This is a genomic window from Nitrospina sp. 32_T5 (genome assembly GCF_052156635.1).
In the GTDB taxonomy this organism is placed as follows: Bacteria; Nitrospinota; Nitrospinia; order Nitrospinales; family Nitrospinaceae; genus Nitrospina.
Map to the genome: position 1 here is coordinate 251,280 of NZ_JBQKUO010000004.1, position 15,935 is coordinate 267,214.

General features: G+C 56.8%; 13 protein-coding genes and 1 tRNA gene. 8 read left to right on the forward strand and 6 right to left on the reverse strand.

Annotation, left to right across the window (positions count from 1 at the left end; genetic code table 11):
- Positions 1-4: 4 nt before the first annotated feature.
- Positions 5-3,265, forward strand: a complete 3,261-nt coding sequence (locus ACTRW9_RS12475; RefSeq protein WP_442429599.1) for an efflux RND transporter permease subunit — start codon at positions 5-7, stop codon at positions 3,263-3,265.
- 13 nt (positions 3,266-3,278) lie between these two features.
- Positions 3,279-3,974 (forward strand): hypothetical protein, encoded by a 696-nt coding sequence (locus tag ACTRW9_RS12480; RefSeq protein WP_442425259.1) that lies wholly within the window; start codon positions 3,279-3,281, stop codon positions 3,972-3,974.
- A 12-nt stretch (positions 3,975-3,986) separates the two neighbouring features.
- On the opposite strand, the gene ACTRW9_RS12485 is transcribed toward ACTRW9_RS12480, so the two are convergent.
- Entirely contained in the window at positions 3,987-5,765 is a 1,779-nt protein-coding gene (locus ACTRW9_RS12485; protein WP_442425258.1) for a B12-binding domain-containing radical SAM protein, read from the reverse strand.
- A gap of 41 nt (positions 5,766-5,806) precedes the next feature.
- Positions 5,807-6,127 carry a cupin domain-containing protein gene (locus ACTRW9_RS12490; RefSeq protein ID WP_442429600.1) on the reverse strand — a complete coding sequence of 107 codons (321 nt, stop codon included), beginning with the start codon at positions 6,125-6,127 and terminating at the stop codon, positions 5,807-5,809.
- Between the two features lie 303 nt (positions 6,128-6,430).
- Between ACTRW9_RS12490 and ACTRW9_RS12495 the strand changes: the two genes are divergently transcribed.
- Both ACTRW9_RS12495 and ACTRW9_RS12500 read left to right on the forward strand, forming a co-directional pair.
- Positions 6,431-6,508 (forward strand) — tRNA-Pro (locus ACTRW9_RS12495).
- A gap of 151 nt (positions 6,509-6,659) precedes the next feature.
- Positions 6,660-7,577, forward strand: a complete 918-nt coding sequence (locus ACTRW9_RS12500) for a cation diffusion facilitator family transporter (protein ID WP_442429601.1) — start codon at positions 6,660-6,662, stop codon at positions 7,575-7,577.
- Between the two features lie 37 nt (positions 7,578-7,614).
- On the opposite strand, the gene ACTRW9_RS12505 is transcribed toward ACTRW9_RS12500, so the two are convergent.
- Together ACTRW9_RS12505 and ACTRW9_RS12510 are read right to left on the reverse strand one after the other, a co-directional pair.
- On the reverse strand, positions 7,615-7,857 hold the full coding sequence (locus ACTRW9_RS12505) for a hypothetical protein (protein ID WP_442425255.1): 243 nt from the start codon (positions 7,855-7,857) through the stop codon (positions 7,615-7,617).
- Between the two features lie 59 nt (positions 7,858-7,916).
- On the reverse strand, positions 7,917-8,435 hold the full coding sequence (locus ACTRW9_RS12510) for a pentapeptide repeat-containing protein (RefSeq protein WP_442429602.1): 519 nt from the start codon (positions 8,433-8,435) through the stop codon (positions 7,917-7,919).
- Between the two features lie 175 nt (positions 8,436-8,610).
- Between ACTRW9_RS12510 and ACTRW9_RS12515 the strand changes: the two genes are divergently transcribed.
- The gene (locus tag ACTRW9_RS12515) at positions 8,611-8,928 is read left to right on the forward strand and encodes a rhodanese-like domain-containing protein (RefSeq protein ID WP_442425253.1); all 318 of its coding nucleotides are present in this window, start codon (positions 8,611-8,613) and stop codon (positions 8,926-8,928) included.
- An 11-nt stretch (positions 8,929-8,939) separates the two neighbouring features.
- Here ACTRW9_RS12515 and ACTRW9_RS12520 read toward each other — a convergent pair whose 3' ends face one another.
- The gene (locus ACTRW9_RS12520) at positions 8,940-10,043 is read right to left on the reverse strand and encodes a hypothetical protein (RefSeq protein WP_442425252.1); all 1,104 of its coding nucleotides are present in this window, start codon (positions 10,041-10,043) and stop codon (positions 8,940-8,942) included.
- Between the two features lie 64 nt (positions 10,044-10,107).
- Positions 10,108-11,166, reverse strand: a complete 1,059-nt coding sequence (locus tag ACTRW9_RS12525; RefSeq protein ID WP_442429603.1) for a mechanosensitive ion channel family protein — start codon at positions 11,164-11,166, stop codon at positions 10,108-10,110.
- 155 nt (positions 11,167-11,321) lie between these two features.
- On the opposite strand from ACTRW9_RS12525, the gene ACTRW9_RS12530 reads away from it, so the two are divergent.
- The 3 genes from ACTRW9_RS12530 to ACTRW9_RS12540 are packed head-to-tail and all read left to right on the forward strand — an operon-like array spanning position 11,322 to position 15,932.
- A complete protein-coding gene (locus ACTRW9_RS12530; protein WP_442429604.1) occupies positions 11,322-13,517 on the forward strand; it encodes a M20/M25/M40 family metallo-hydrolase in 2,196 nt (731 codons plus the stop codon).
- Positions 13,514-15,145, forward strand: a complete 1,632-nt coding sequence (gene ggt, locus ACTRW9_RS12535) for a gamma-glutamyltransferase (protein WP_442429605.1) — start codon at positions 13,514-13,516, stop codon at positions 15,143-15,145. The genes ACTRW9_RS12530 and ggt overlap by 4 nt, the downstream gene beginning before the upstream one ends.
- Before the next feature lie 4 nt (positions 15,146-15,149).
- Positions 15,150-15,932, forward strand: coding sequence for an N-formylglutamate amidohydrolase (locus ACTRW9_RS12540; protein WP_442429606.1), 783 nt, complete (start codon positions 15,150-15,152; stop codon positions 15,930-15,932).
- Positions 15,933-15,935 lie beyond the last annotated feature (3 nt).

The window sequence follows — 15,935 nt, forward strand, 5'->3', positions numbered from 1 at the left end:
TGCCATGAAGCTGGTCGAACAATCCCTCAGATATGGTGTCACCGTGGCCGTGGGGGTGATCCTCATCCTCATGTTCGGCATCATGTCCCTCCTTCGCATCCCCGTCCAGCTGATTCCTGAAATCAGCGAACCGGAACTGAGCATCCGCACAACATGGCCCGGGGCCAGCCCGGAAGAAATCGAACGCGAGATCATCGACGAGCAGGAAACCCAGCTCAAATCCATCGTCGGGCTGGTGGAAATGGAAAGCACGGCGAAGACAGGCGTCGCGGAAGTCTACCTGACATTCCAGGTGGGCACGAACCTGCAAATGGCCCTCGTCCGTACCGCCAACGCCCTCGACCAGGTCGAGACCTACCCGGAAGACGTGGACCAGCCCATCATCAAGACCAGCAACATCTCCGACCGGCCCATCGGCTGGTTCGTTCTGCAACCACTCCCCGGCAAGGAAAAAGAGATCAACGTTTACGATTACCGCGACTTCGCGGAGGACGTGATCCAGACCCGCTTTCAGCGCGTCCCGGGGATTTCCGACAGCGAGGTGTACGGAGGCAGTCCCCTCGAGCTGCAGGTCGTCTTCGATCCGGAAGCACTGGCGGAACGCGGAATCACCATCTTCCAACTCCGTGAAGAGTTGCGCAAAAAGAACCGCAATATCAGCGGCGGCGATTTCGATGAAGGCAAACGGCGTTACATCGTTCGAACCACGGGAGAATTCCAATCCGAGGAAGAAGTCGAAAACACCATCCTCACCCATGTCAATGGAACGCCTGTGTACGTGAAGGACGTGGCCGAGGTCCGGCTCGCGCATGACGAACTACGCGACTATGTGCGCCACAACGGCCTTCCGGGTATTTCGTTAAACGCACGCCGGGAGATCGGTTCCAACATCCTGCAGGTGATGGGGGAACTCAAGGCGGTGGTGAAGGACCTCAATGACAACGTGCTGAACCCGATGGGCATGCATCTGCACCAGACCGCGGACAAAACCGAGTACATTTCGCGTTCCATCGATATGGTCATGTTCAACCTGGTGGTGGGCGGTTCGTTCGCAATCATCATCCTGCTCGTGTTCCTTCGCAGCTTTTTCAGCACCCTGGTGGTTGCTGTAGCCATTCCCATCAGCGTCATCGGTTCATTCCTGGTCGTCACCCTGATGGGCAAGACCATCAACGTCATCATGCTGGCCGGCATGGCCTTCGCCGTGGGCATGGTGGTGGACGCCTCGATCATCGTGCTCGAAAACATTTACCGTCACCGCCAGAAAGGCAAGGACACTTTCGACGCCGCGCACGATGGCGCGCGCGAGGTGTGGGGCGCGATTTTCGCCAGCACCCTCACAACCCTCGCGGTGTTCATCCCGATCCTGTTCATCGAAGAAGAAGTCGGGCAGTTGTTCCAGGACATCGCTGTCGCAATCAGCGCCGCCGTCACCCTGTCGATGATTGTCAGTATTCTTGTGATCCCGGCGTTGAGCCGCAAACTGCTCAATTTCGAAAATATTCATGCCCCGTCGAACAGCCGTTTCATCTCCTCCTTCCGCAACCTGTTCGGCCTGGTGCCCCTGGCAACCCGGTTCAATGAAGGCGTGGTCCGCATTTTGCGCTTCATCTTTCAATCCAAAATGCGCCAGGCCGTGGTGATCCTTGTCTTGACGGCTGTCCCAGCTTACCTCGCATGGATGATGTTGCCGAAAACCGAATACCTTCCGGAGGGCGACCAGAACGTCATCATCGGCATGATGATTCCGCCTCAAGGGTACAACATCCAGGAAATGACCCGCATCGGTAATGAAATGGAGCAAAACTACGCGCCATACTGGCAGGTGGAACCGGGAAGCCCGGAGGAAGCGAAACTGAAAGGTCCGGCCGTACGCAACTTTTTGTTCATCGGCAGCCGCGGCCGCCTGTTCACCGTAGTCAAGGCCAAGGACCCGGAACGCGCTAAAGACCTCATTCCCGTGCTCCGGGAAGAACTGAAAAAAGTTCCGGGCATGATCGCCGTTTCAAAACAACTTTCCTTATTCTCAAGCGCATTCACAGGGTCGCGCGGCATCGAGATGAACATCATGGGGCCGGACCTGGTACGCATCACGGAAATCGCACGCAACTCGTTTTTCAAGGTGCAGGAGATCATGCCTGACGCGCAGGTTCGACCCAATCCCGGCATCGAGCTGGGTCAACCGCAAATCCAGATTCGACCCCGCTGGAAACAGGCCGCGGAGATGGGCGTCGATGCATCTGAACTGGGTTACTCCGTGGCGGCCCTGGTGGATGGCGTGTTCGCTGACGAAGTTTACCTGGATGCCGACAAAGTGGCGACGCCCTACTTGCCGCGTGACGGCATCGACCTCATTCTCATGAGCCGGGACATGGAACTGCGCAAAACCCAGGACATCCCGAACCTCATCATCCGCACTCCCCTTGGACAGGCGGTCCCGCTGAGCAGCATCACCGACATGGTGGAGACCGTCAGCACCGAAACGATCCGCCACTTCGAGCGTCAGCGGGCAGTGACGCTGGAAATCACCCCGCCACTGACTATCGCGCTGGAGGATGCCATCGCCATGGTTAAAGAGAAAATCATCCAGCCTCTGAAGGATCAGGGAATCCTGACCGGTGGTTACGCCATTACGCTGACCGGAAACGCGGACAAGCTGGAAAAAACGCGGGAAGCGATGGGAGGCAACTTCATCCTGGCTCTGGTCATCACCTACCTGTTGCTTTCAGTCCTGTTCCAGCATTGGGGTTTTCCGCTGATCATCATGCTCAGCGTACCGATGGCGGCGGTCGGCGGCGTGTTCGGCCTGTGGGCGCTCAACAAGTTCATTCTGCAACCGCTGGACGTTCTCACCATGCTGGGCTTCATCATTCTGATTGGCGTCGTGGTGAACAACGCCATCCTGATCATCTACCAGGCGCTGTTGCACATTCGTGAAGACGGCATGCACTATCGCGACGCCATCCTGGAAAGTGTGAGCAATCGCATCCGGCCGATCTTCATGAGCACGTTCACCAGCATCTTCGGGCTCATGCCGCTCGTCGTGTTTCCCGGCGCGGGCAGCGAAATTTACAGGGGCATCGGTGTCGTCATTTTGTCGGGACTGTTTTTCAGTGCTCTGTTCACCCTGTTTCTCATACCCAGTCTCATGAACCTGAGCTCCAGTCTGCGCCAGGGTGAACCGCCGGAACCGATGGAGCCAGAAACCCGCGTGCGCCCGCAAAGCAGCCAGCCGTCGCCGCAACCCACACCCACCCGCATGTGATTTGAAACGCGTTATGGATCGAACCCAACTTGTTACCTACTGGCGCAACTTTTTCAGCGACCTCCTGGTCGGTACCTTTAAAAGCCTTTTCCTGTTCTCTATGGCCGGGATGTTCCTTGCCGGACTTGCTGGTTGGGGACTGGACACGTGGCTCCTGGACCCGACCGGCTGGAGTATGGCCATCCAATGGCTGGTGTTGATCCTGACACTGGTCTGGCTGTTGCCTCTGGGCCTGTTTCATGGACTGGTGGCGAGCGCGCTTGCCACCGTCGGTAAAAAACTGAAGGAAGCGGTCAACGGGCTGCACGATCTTTTGGACATCCTGGTCAAGGGCGTCTTTTCCTATTACCCCAACCTCAGCAAAAACATCTCCAAAAAAGAGCTTGGTGAAAAGTTCGACCAGATCGGCCACAAGTTCCTGGAAGACCTCAAGCTCAAGGGCGGTCCCATCAGTTACATCAAGGGGCTCATCTTCCGAATCATTTTAAAGGCGCTGAAGTTTTTCTTTCTCGACGACATGATGGAGGAGATCAAGAAGAAACCCGGCGAGGAGGTGACGCGCGCCGACATCGAAAGCGCCGTGCGCCGTGTGGGGGTGGAGTTTCTGCTGTCCACGATTCACGATAACATCATGATCCTGCAGGCGGCGAACGCCATCGTGATGCTGTTGCTGTTCGGGTTGCCGTTCGGGATTCTGGCTTTTTTCTGAGGGAGTGGAAAATCAGACGACCAGCGATGCCAGCCGTTCCTGGATGATTTCCTTGTCGTGGTAACCGAGGTATAGCAAACCGTCGGCCAGCGAGTAGTTGTGGGGGAAGGTCATCACCTCGCGGCTGATCTTCTGAACGATCTCCTGGTACAACTCGGTCGCCTGCTCCGGCGTCAATCCCTCGCGCACCTTGTGGTTGAAACCCAGGGCGAGATCGTGGTGTGGCGGGTTGGAAAGGCCGTACACCTTGAACGCTTCCGGATCCTTGGCGATGGGGGTGCCCTTCTCCAGGTCGAACTGCGACGCGATGCAGGAGAAACCAGGCGATTCCAGAATGCGCCGGTTGTCCATGACGAAGTTGACCGAATCCATCACCTCTTCCCGCGTTTCGGTAGGGAAGCCGACGAGGATGTAGAAATGCATTCCCATGCCGATGCGGATGCACTCTTCCACCGTCTGGTCGATGACTTCCTTCGGGCAACCTTTCTGCATGAAATCCAGCACGCGCTGGTTGTACGACTCCATGCCGAAGATCAGTTTGCGGCAACCGGATTTGTATAGCAATTCCAGCCGGTTGTCGCGCAACAAGCTCTTTTCGAACTTCAACTCTCCCGTCCACTGCACATCGACCTCTTCCTCCACCAGCTTCTGTGCGAAGGTGCGCAGGAAATTGATCGGCAGGGCTTCGTCGGTGAAGAAGAAGTAGCGGCAGTTGTATTTTTCTTTCAGCTTCTTGAAGTCCTGCACCACCGTCTCCGCGTAGCGTACGTGGAAATCGATGTGGTCGAACGGAATCGAGCAGAACGCACAGCGTTCCCAGTAACAGCCGCGCGAACCCATGACCGGCAGAACCCGCTCCGGGGAAAGGTACAGGTCGAACGGAAGGCCGTCGAAATCCGGCGTCGGCAAGGCGTTCAGCTCCTCCTTGCCGAACGGGCGGTTGACCTGAACGGTTCCTTCCTTATCCTTATAAACCAGGTTGGGCACCTGGGTGAGGTCCTTGTCGCCGCGCAGTTGTTGAACCAGTTTCAGGAGAGGCGTCTCGCCTTCGTGCACGATGAAGCTGTCGACGAAGTCGAACAGCGGCGATCCCTTTTCCAGCACGTCCACCAGCTTGGTGAAGATACTGCCGCCGACGGTGATGTGGATTTCCGGCCGCGCCTGCTTGACCAGGTAAGCCAGCGTGAGCCCGGAGATCACCTGCTCGACGGAGGTGATGGAGATGCCGAAGATGTCGATGTCTTCTTTTATGATTCCCGGCAAATAGTGTTCGCGGTAAAGGTCGAGGAAGAAGTTTTCGTTCGGGTCCTGAAACGATTGCAGAATCTCCTCGGTGGAATACGGCGAGTAGCGAAGCTGACTGCCGATGACCGTCAACTGCGACGGGTAGTACGGAGCGAGGATGCTGTCCAGCCACACGTCGATGATTTTGAGCGACTCCATGTAGCGGTCGATTTCGTAGAACTCCTCACAACGCAGGGATGCCTTCGCCGCGTCGATCTGGTCGCAGAGCGCCGGGATGATCTCCTGCGCTTCCATCAGCTTTTCGTATTTTTCGCGTTCGAGGTCGGTGTGGTAGGGTTTGGAACCCAGCTCGCGCGCCTGTTTCAGGATGCGGTCGTAGAGCGGTTTTGTTTTTTCCCACGTGCACAGGTGGTCGAGCAGTTCGATGGCAAGGTCGCGCTGGACGACGTCATCGATGCCGTTGTGGTGCAGAAAACCCTTGAGCGCAGGCAGGCTCAGGTAGGGCTGGGAAGGATGCCATGACGATGGAAAAACCAGGTAGATCATGTTTCAAACATTCCGTACCGCGGGCCGCAAAGCCGGGCGCGTTATTGCGGTTTGGGAGCCATGAAGACCAGCATCACCAGCCGCCGGTCGGTGTGGTTGACGACCCCGTGTTCTTCTCCCGAGGGGGCGAGGGTGATTTCATCCGCGGACATTTCCTTCTCCTCCGCGCCGACGGTCACCCGGCCCTTGCCTTCAAGGACATAGTATATCTTGTCCGAGCCCTCGTGCGCATGAACTTTTTGCGCCTGGCCCGGTTCCAGGCAATAGACATCACAGAAAAACCGATCCGTGTCGAACAGGCTGACCTTGCTCATCTTCTCAGCTTTGAAGGCCGCCTGGTCCCGAACCTTGAGAACTTTCATGCCCACCTCTTTTTCATTTTAAAAAGCCGGGGGGAAGGCCCCAAGCCCATTGAAATTGCGAAGTTTGGGGGATTCTACCACAGAACCCGGCGGCTTCAAGCAAAATTGTAGGAGCCATTCCGACACGGTCAGGCCGAGGGGGGATAATGTGTTGACTTATCTGGGGACATCCACTATTTTGAGACCACACTGCGGTCCCTCGAAGCTACCGCGCAATGCGCGCAGTTTCCGGAGCAAGAGGGGCTCGAACGGCCTCCCACCGGGACGGGCGGGGCCGGACACCGCACACCAAATCAAAAGGGTCGGGGCGTAGCGCAGCCTGGCTAGCGCACCTCAATGGGGTTGAGGGGGTCGGAGGTTCAAATCCTCTCGCCCCGACCAGTTTTTCATAAAAAGGTTACGGAATGGTCCGTAACCTTTTCTTGTTTCGTGAGGCTTTGCTTTTCAACCCCTTAATTCTTTTCGCCCGGCTGGCCATGTTATAGTGTCCGCCACATTTTGGTCGTCCTGTCCCCATTCTAACTGAAGTCGCATGTCTGCATCCGGTTCCACAAAAGTCATCGTCATCGCGCTGGGCGCCAACCTCGGCATCGCCGTCGCCAAGTTCGTCGGCGCGTCCATCTCCGGCAGTGCGGCCCTGCTTGCGGAAGGCATCCACAGCGTCGTCGATTGCACCAACCAGGTTTTGCTCCTGATCGGCGAAAAACGTTCGCGCAAACGGCCGACGGCATCGCATCCCCTCGGTTACGGCCGCGAGTCGTTTTTCTGGTCGTTCGTGGTGGCGATCCTGCTGTTCTCGATGGGCGGGCTGTTCGCCATTTACGAAGGCGCGCACAAGATCGCGGACCCGCACGAGGTGACGAACCCCGGCCTGGCCGTCGGCATCCTTGTTTTCGGTATTCTGCTGGAGGGGTATTCCTTTCTGGCATGCATCAAGGAAGTGCGTAAGCGCGACCCCGGCATGCCTATCTGGCACTGGTACCGGCGCACCACGCGGGCGGGCTTGCTGGTGATTTTCACGGAAGACCTGGGGGCGCTGGTGGGATTGACGCTGGCGGCGGGGTGCATCAGTCTGTCGTGGGCGTTGCACGATCCCATGTGGGACGCACTGGGCTCGATTCTCATCGGCGCGTTGCTGGTGATTCTCGCGGTGGTGCTGTCGGTGGAGGTGAAGAGCCTGATCATCGGTGAGGCTCCCGCCAAGGATTACCGGCACGAGGTGGAGACCATCACCCGCGAATACCTGCCCGGCGCGAAAATCCTGAACTTCATTGCGCTCAAGACCGGCGACAACGAAGTGATGCTGAGTATCAAGATCCATCCCGGAAAGATTCAGAAAGTGACGGACCTGATCGAGGCGTTCAACCAGATCGAGGACCGCATCGGCGAACGGTTTCCGGAGATCAAGTGGAAGTTCCTGGAGCCGGACGACCGCGAGGACATTTACTAGCAGGTAAAAACCACGTGGTTTCCTTGCCTTCCTACCCTCACTTTTCCTTTTTGTCCTCTATGCTTTTGGCGATCATGATGTCGGCGATCTCGTAGGCGTGTTCGGTGACGCGGGTGGGGTCCGCGCTCATTCCCTCCGATGCCAGCAGTCCCTGCATGGCCAGCCCCGCCAGCCAGTCCCGGCGGGAGATGCCGGTGGAAATGTAATTGAGGTCGCCTTCATCGTTTCCCGTCCGCAACAGGTTGTGCGGGTACACCGTTCCACCTTCGTTTGCTTTCATAGCCCTCTCCTGAATGTTCGGTAACGAGTCATCGGAACGCTCCCCTTTTGAGAGCGCACTCATAAAAAGGAATTCAAAAAGTCTTCGTCGTCGGTATCATCGCTCAGGTATTCCGGCAGTTTGGTGTTGGCGTCGTACTGCGCTGCCTTGATCTGCCCGATGCTGAGTCCCGACGCCTCGACCAGGTTGGTGCCTTTCAGGTTGGCCTGGTGGAACTCCACGTCTTCGTTGAACTGGCATCCCTGCAAGTCGGCGTTTTCCATGTTCGCCTGCATGAGCGAGGACTCCATCAGGTTGCATCCCTTGACCTGGGCGCCCTGCAACTGGGCTCCGTTCAGGTTCACCTCCTGCATGCGCGCCTGGTTGAGGTTGGCGTTTTCCAGATTGGCTCCGCTCAGGTTGGCGAACTGGAGCTTCGCGCCCTGCAGGTTGGCGTCCTTCAAGTTGGCCTTCGACAGATTGGTGCCGCGCAGGTCCGACTCAGAAAGATCCACTGCCTCGCCGGGATTTGCCTCCCGCCAGTTGTTCCAGCCTTCGACTCCTTTTTTGATCAAATCCACGTGTTGCTGATTGGCCATGTTCGTCAGTCCTCCGGATAAAACTTGAATTGCAACTTCAGGCGGTGTAAAAACGCAAAGTGCAACGAAAATCGGTTTTGAAAATGCCCCAATCTTACCAGAAAACGGTTCGCCCTCCGTATCAAATCGAACCGGACCCCTGGCAAATGGAGCACTGTAAACAACGGAGCGAACCATGTCCGAAATCAAGCAAATGACCGTTCAGCAACTGCAGGACCTGCTTGAGGAAGGGTCGTCGGTCAACGTGCTCGACATCCGCGATGAAGCCTCGTTCGATGCCGGGCACGTGCCGAATGCCGTCCCCTTGAGCCGAACGCCGGTGGAGCAGTGTCTGGAAAAATTCGAAAAAGACAAAACCCTTGTGGTCTGCTGTTACCACGGTATTTCCAGCATCGAGGCCGCCATGTTTTTCAGTCAACAGGGGTTTCAGGACGTGCACAGCCTGATGGGTGGTTACGAAGCCTGGGCCCGGTCCTGCAACTGGGAAGACTGACCCCGCCGCGTCTACTGTCCTATCGGCAGGGTCAATAGCGGCGCCGAAGACGGAACCTTGCCCGCCTGCAATGAGAATATCTGCGAAAGCAGGGAGAACGTCGATTTTGAATTGAGGTCGGAATCGTCGATGTAAAACCAGGTGCCGCGGTGCAGGATGGCCACCGCAAACGCATTTGGATCGAAGTCCTCCCCATGGCGCACCCGCAGGAGCGTGCCCGTCAACCTCTGCCAGTCGAAGCGGCTTCCATCGTCATTGTAGGTCACGGTCACCTTGCCCTCATCGACGTGGTCGGGCGGCACCTCCACCCCCTGTGACAGGTAATACATCACGCCCAGCAAAGACCGCGTCTGCACCCGGATGTACCGGGGATCGTCCACCGCGGTCAGGTAATAACGTCCCTGTACCGGGTTCACCTCCAAAAGCTCGGCCAGCAGGCGGGCGTCTTCCGTTTCCTGAGCGTCCTGATCCAGCTTGATGATGATCATTGGAACATCGTTTTCCTCGATGTACTGCAATTCCATCATGTCGTTCTTCTGGAAAGTACGCAGGATGGACACCACCCGTGTGAACATCTCGAATTCCGGTGCGCGGCCGGGCGTGGGTCCGGAAGCGCCGGGCGCGTTTTTAATCCGGTTCATGCGTTGGAAACAGAGGCGGAACAGGCGGTCCACCCGCCAGCCGGAATGGTACAAAAGGGTGATGGTCTGCATGGTGATGGGCGAGAGCACCCGTTGTATGAACTTGTCCCCCTGCAAAGGGGAGTAGGTGATGGTGGGCTTTTCCTGCATCTGCGCCCCCGCGCCGAATCCAAAGGTGGAAAGGCCCGCTTCCGGCACTGACGCACTGGCGTTGGCGCTGGTAGTCAGTGTGAATTGCGCCGCCACACTGCTCACTTCAAGGAAATAGGGGGTATCGCGGTACTTCAGGCGGACCAGGTTCAGCAACAATTGCTGATCGTTGGTGCGCTGGATGGCGACATTGTAATTGGACCGCTCGCCTTCAATGCGGTTCGCACCCAGGTTGGCGCAGGCGGTAAGCATGGACACCAGAAAGGTTGTTAGAATCAGGGTGCAAAACTGCTTGAAGGGTTTCGGGCTGGACGCAGACGGCATGCGAAAAATAAACCCCTCTCTCGAAAAATTCAGAACGGGATCATACGGGGAAATCCGGAGACTGTCAAACCGGGGGCAACCCGGTTGGCGGATTCTCGCCCGGGTCCAGTTGGATGGTCTGCGTGGGAAAGGCAAACTCGATGCCTTCCGCCTGAAATTTTCGGCACAGCGCCAGATTGATGGCCTGCTGGGTGTCCATCTTGAATTCGAAATCTCCCTTCAACAACCAGTAGACAACTTCAAAATCCAGCGAGTACGGCCCGAATTCCTTGAAATGAATGCGGTCCACCCGTGTGTCCGGCTGGGCCTTGATGATTTCCCGGATCATTCCCGGAATGCGCTCCAGTTTGTCTGCCGTGGTGTCGTAGGTGACACCAATCAAAAACAACTGCCGGCGCTCCGGAATCTTGCGGAAATTCCGAATCCGGCTGTCCAGCAGGTCGGAATTGGGAATCACCAGCCGCTCCCCGTCAATGCTCTTGAGCTGGGTGGACTTGAGCCCGATGTGCTGGACCGTGCCCATGTCCGTTCCGGCGATGATGAAGTCGCCGATGACGAACGGCTTGTCCATGACGATGGTGAGCGAGGCAAACAGGTCGCCCAGGATTTTCTGCACCGCCAGTGCGATGGCGATGCCGCCGATACCCAGCCCGGCAACCAGGGCCGCGATATCCACCCCGACGTTTTCCAGCGCGACCAGCGCCAGCACCACATAAAATCCGAGAAGGATGATGAACTTGATCACCCCCAGGGCTGTGGCAAAGGATGCGTCTTTATCCTTCTTTTTTTCGTACGCCTGTTCCGCCCAGAGCAGGATGGCGTTGTGACCCCACACCCCCACCAGAACGAGACCCAGCAGAAACGAGGTCTGCGTCCACTGATCAGCCAGATCATCCGGGATGGGCCATTTTTGGCTTCCGACATAGAGCGCGATCACAAGCAGGAAAAGCCAGTGGGTTTTATCCGAAAGGCGTTTGACCAGGCGGTCTCCCAGTGCCTTGGTCCTTTGGTACCTGTTTTTAAAAATGCTGCGCAGGCGGCCCCGCACAAAGAGCAACAGGATAAATGTCAGAAGGGCCCAGAACCCGCCTTCCACCCAGACCGGTCCCGAGTTTTGGCTCATCCATTCACGCAGGATCTCCATAACCCATTCACCTCATTGAATTAATAAATTCAACCATCAAAAATACCTGAATAGCGTTACAATAGGTTTCAAATTCTTGGAACGGGTGCATTGGAAGCTTTTGCCCAAAATATCACTTTTTCGGGGAACGTCCAATGAAAGTAGCGGTCATTTACAACAAAAACCAGTCGGAAGTCATCAATGTCTTCGGTGCCCAGAACCGTGAAATTTACAACCCCAAAACCGTGGAGCGGGTTGCGAGTTCTCTGGAAAAAGGCGGACACAACGTCCGTGTCATCGACGGTAACATTCATCTCATTGAAAAGCTCAATGAATTCATGCCCAAGGTGATGCACGGCGAGCAACCCGGCATGGTGTTCAACATGGCATACGGCATACAGGGGGTCAGCCGCTACACCCACGTCCCTGCCCTGCTGGAAATGGTGGGCATCCCTTACGTCGGATCCAGTCCGGCGGGGCACGGCATCGCCCTGGACAAGATCACATCCAAGGTTTTGTTTCAGGCCAACGGCGTGGCAACCCCACGCTACTGGTCTTTCTTCAGTGAAGACCAGATACCGGGAGACATCCCCTTCCCCGTCATCGTCAAACCCAAAATGGAAGCGGTGTCGATGGGTATCGAGGTGGTCCACGATATCGAACGCCTGCGAGAAACGGTCAAAACCCTGGTCAAGGAATACAGCCAGCAGGTGCTGGTGGAGGAATTCATTCCGGGACGCGAGTTTGCCGTCGGGCTGCTTGGCAACGGCGACCCGGAAGTCCTGCCCATCGTCGAATTCGATATGGAAGGCGATCCCAACGCCATCCAGACCTACGACGAGAAAATGAAAAAGCCGAAGGAAAAAGTGTGCCCCGCCAAGGTGGACGACGCCACCGCCGAGAAGATGGGCGAACTCACGAAAGCGGCCTCCCGCGCTCTAGGCCTGTACGATTTCTGCCGCGCGGATTTTCGCATGGACGACAAAGGCAACCTGTACGTGCTGGAACTGAACTCGATGGCGAGCCTCGGGCTCACCGGGTCTTATGTCCATGCCGCCAAGGTGGCGGGTTATACCTACGAAACCCTCATCAACCGCATGCTTGATGTCGCCGTGGAGCGGTATTTCGGCGAAAAGGACATGAATGAAGTTCCTGAAAAGGAGTCTTTCTTTAAAAGTCTTTTAAAGAGCCAGACCACTTCTTTGCCGGTACGCCTGCGCAGTCACCTTCGCGGCCACGTGAGCACCATGGAAGACTTCCTTGCGCACATGGTGGAAATCAATTCCTACGCCCGCAACCTGGACGGAGTCAATTCCCTTGGTAAGTGGGTGTCCAACCATCTGGGCCGCATGGGATTCCAGCGTGAAGTGCACACCAAGGCGGAGTTCGGCAACGTTTTATACTTCTCCAATCACACCGGGGAAGAAAACGACGTTTTGTTGATCGGCCAGCTGGACAACCCCATTCCAAGCCAGGATTTCGTTGCCTACCAGGAAGAACGCGGCAAACTTTACGGTTCCGGCGTCTACTACGGCAAAGGAGGACTCGCCATCCTTCTCGGCGCCCTGCAGGCCTTACGCTACACGCGGTCGCTTAAAAAGGTCAAATGCGGCATCCTGCTGATCTCCGACGAAACCGCCGGCGGGCGCACTTCCAAAAGTCTCATCGGAGACCTGTCCAACAAATCGAAATACGTGATTGGTTTACAGGGGGCGGGCCTTTCCGGTCAGGCAACCACATCGTTCTCCGGCGTCATGAAATACAACGTGGAGATCAAGTACGCTCCGGGAAAATTATCCAAGACCAAAGGGGAACAGACCGACCTGATCTCATTCCTCACACAGAAGATCAACGCTCTTCGCAAGATGACCACGAAGGACGAGGATGTGTCTGTTGCCATCACTTCGATCAATACCCAGGGGCTCGATGAAGCGACCCCGGATTTTGCCAATCTCAATTTCCGCATCCGGTTCCGGTCGCCCGACCTCAGCCAGCAACTCAAGGACCAGATTTACAAAACTTTCGAAGTCAGCGCCACCAGTCCGATCAAGGTCAATATCTCGCGCACGCTTTTGCGTCTGCCCTTGATGGAATCGGAAGCGACCTCCAGCTTTTACGAGCAGGTCAGCAAAGTCGCCAAGAATCTGGAAATTCGATTGCAGAAGGAGCACGGCACCTCTTCCACATCCCTCTGTCACGTTCCACCGGACAAACCGGTTCTGGGCAATATGGGACCGATCTCCGGAGGCATGGGCACGCGAAACGAATACGTCGTACGTGACAGCCTGCTCGACCGGTCCATCCTCCTGGCATACCTGATCTACCTTTCCGCGAATGACTTTAAGGAATGAAACTCGACCGAATCGAAACACGATTTGAGGCCCGGGCAGACGGTAAAAGCGCCATCGCCAGGAAAGGCATGGTTGCCACGGCATTTCCGGACGCGACGCAGGCCGGCGTGGACATGCTGGGGGCCGGCGGCAACGCGGTGGACGCGGCAGTGGCCTCCGCACTCGCATTGGGTGTTTGCGAACCGCAAGGAAGCGGTATTGGCGGGCAGTCCTCGGGCATACTGCACCTGAATGGCAAGGTCATCTATGTCGATGGCTCCAGCCGCGCGCCGTCGCTCGCCCACATCGACCATTTCAAGGACGACAACCTGCTGGTCGGCCACCGCGCCACCACGGTGCCCAGTACCGTTGCTTTCCTCGGCTATCTCAATTTCCGCTACGGACGCCTGAGCTGGCGACAGGTGTGCGCACCCGCCATCCGAATCGCCCGCCAGGGATACCGCATCACCCCCCTTCAAAGCCAGCTTCAGGAACGCGAACTGGAAACGTTTCAAAAACCGGTCTGCGAATGGGGAGCCCGGTATTTTTTGAAAGATGGAAAGACTCCCTACGTTCCCGGGGAAATGTTTGTGCAGAATGACCTGGCCAACCTGCTCGAACACCTGGCGTACAACGGACCCAAATCGTTTTACCAGGGCGAGATTGCGGAACAGATCGATGCCGATATGCGCGCCTTCGACGGGTTTCTGCGCAAAGAGGACCTCGCATACATTCCGTGGCCCGTGGAGAGAAAACCCCTCAAACGCAGGTATCGCAAAACTCAGATTTTCACCTGTCCGCCGCCAACCTCGGGCCGCACCCTGCTTTTGACGTTGCAGATGCTCAACAACCTGCCGTCCAAGTTCCTGCGGGACCGTTCACCGGAATCATTCCATTTCATCGCAGAAACATTCCGCAAGGCGTTGATGAACCACAAAGAACGGCCGTACGATCCGAACATCTACCCGCAGCTCCCGGACGACAAGAGCATACTCAGTAAAGACTACGCTCATCGTTTGTCTTCCACCATCCGCAACGTCATCGACCCCAGCCTGCCTTTGGCCGAGCCGTACGAAACCGGGCAGGACACGACGCACCTCTCTGCAATGGATGCGGATGGAAACGCCGTGGGCATCACGCAATCGATCGAGCGCGTTTATGGTTGCCACTCGGCGGCGAAGGGACTGGGTTTTCTTTACAACAATTACATGAGCGCTCTGGAAGTTCATGATCCCAGCCACCCGTATTACCTGCGGCCCGGTGCGGTGCCGTGGAGCAGCATTGCGCCGGTGATCGTCTTTTACAAAAAACAACCGTGGATGGTGGCGGGCAGTCCGGGAAGCGACCGCATCTTCTCCACCATGAGCCAGTTCCTCACTCACATCATTGACGGAAACCTGCCCATCGACCAGGCCATGATCCGCCCGCGCATGCACTGCACTCTGGGCGGCACACTCAGTTACGAAACCGAGCGCTTTCCCTCCAAGGTCGTCAAGTATCTCAAGAAAGCCGGCTACAAAATGGCACCCAAAGATCCTTACGCATTTTATCTGGGCGCGGTGCACGCGGTGGTCAAAATGCAGACGTGCGATGCGTTCCAGGGTGTTGCCGAAATCCGCCGCGATGGTAGCGCCGCGGGCATTGACTGATCTTATGGATACCCTGCCCTGCCTGGTCACCGTTCCCCACGGCGGCACCAGCGTCCCTGATTTTCTTGCAGGCCGCTTCATCCTTTCTACCAAAGACCTGTTCGACGACATCGATGCCTGCACCCGCGACATCTATGCGTTGTCCGAACGGGTGAGCGTTTGGAAAGACACGGACATCGCACGGCCGGTGGTCGACCTCAACCGCGATTCAGGCGACCGTCCACCTGCCAATCCGGATGGCGTCGTCAAAACCCACACCTGTTTTGGTGTTCCGGTATACGATCCCGCACAGCCTCTGGACGACGCGCTGGCCGAAAATTTGATCGCAACATTCCATCGGCCGTTTCACGGATTCATTGAAGACACGTTGACAACGCAGAAGGAGCTGCAAATCGCTTTCGATTGCCATACCATGTCGGAGTTTGCGCCCCCCATTTCACCCGATGCGGGCAAACCGCGCCCGACCTTCTGTCTCGGCAACCGGTTTGGCGAGACCTGCCCGGACGCCATTGCCAACGTTCTGGCGGATTGTTTGAGGAAGGTATTCCAGCTGCCAGCCACGGAAGTCACCTTGAACCAGCCGTTCGCCGGAGGGTACATCACCCGCACCTACGGCAATCGGCCGATTCCCTGGATTCAGATTGAGATGAACCGCAAGCTGTACCTGAAAGAGCCGTGGTTTGATGAGAGAGAATTATCAGTCGACCCGGAAAGGCTTCGGTTTCTGCGAAATGGCATGGGCGAGGCACTGCGGCTGTTTTTCGAAACCTGCGACGCGTTGAGATGAATT

Excerpts from the sequence above, each read along its gene's own strand:
- ACTRW9_RS12475 (WP_442429599.1), top strand. The coding sequence starts at position 5 with ATGAAGCTGGTCGAACAATCCCTCAGATATGGTGTCACCGTGGCCGTG.
- ACTRW9_RS12480 (WP_442425259.1), top strand. The coding sequence starts at position 3,279 with ATGGATCGAACCCAACTTGTTACCTACTGGCGCAACTTTTTCAGCGAC.
- ACTRW9_RS12485 (WP_442425258.1), bottom strand. The coding sequence starts at position 5,765 with ATGATCTACCTGGTTTTTCCATCGTCATGGCATCCTTCCCAGCCCTAC.
- ACTRW9_RS12490 (WP_442429600.1), bottom strand. The coding sequence starts at position 6,127 with ATGAAAGTTCTCAAGGTTCGGGACCAGGCGGCCTTCAAAGCTGAGAAG.
- ACTRW9_RS12500 (WP_442429601.1), top strand. The coding sequence starts at position 6,660 with ATGTCTGCATCCGGTTCCACAAAAGTCATCGTCATCGCGCTGGGCGCC.
- ACTRW9_RS12505 (WP_442425255.1), bottom strand. The coding sequence starts at position 7,857 with ATGAAAGCAAACGAAGGTGGAACGGTGTACCCGCACAACCTGTTGCGG.
- ACTRW9_RS12510 (WP_442429602.1), bottom strand. The coding sequence starts at position 8,435 with ATGGCCAATCAGCAACACGTGGATTTGATCAAAAAAGGAGTCGAAGGC.
- ACTRW9_RS12515 (WP_442425253.1), top strand. The coding sequence starts at position 8,611 with ATGTCCGAAATCAAGCAAATGACCGTTCAGCAACTGCAGGACCTGCTT.
- ACTRW9_RS12520 (WP_442425252.1), bottom strand. The coding sequence starts at position 10,043 with ATGCCGTCTGCGTCCAGCCCGAAACCCTTCAAGCAGTTTTGCACCCTG.
- ACTRW9_RS12525 (WP_442429603.1), bottom strand. The coding sequence starts at position 11,166 with ATGAGCCAAAACTCGGGACCGGTCTGGGTGGAAGGCGGGTTCTGGGCC.
- ACTRW9_RS12530 (WP_442429604.1), top strand. The coding sequence starts at position 11,322 with ATGAAAGTAGCGGTCATTTACAACAAAAACCAGTCGGAAGTCATCAAT.
- ggt (WP_442429605.1), top strand. The coding sequence starts at position 13,514 with ATGAAACTCGACCGAATCGAAACACGATTTGAGGCCCGGGCAGACGGT.
- ACTRW9_RS12540 (WP_442429606.1), top strand. The coding sequence starts at position 15,150 with ATGGATACCCTGCCCTGCCTGGTCACCGTTCCCCACGGCGGCACCAGC.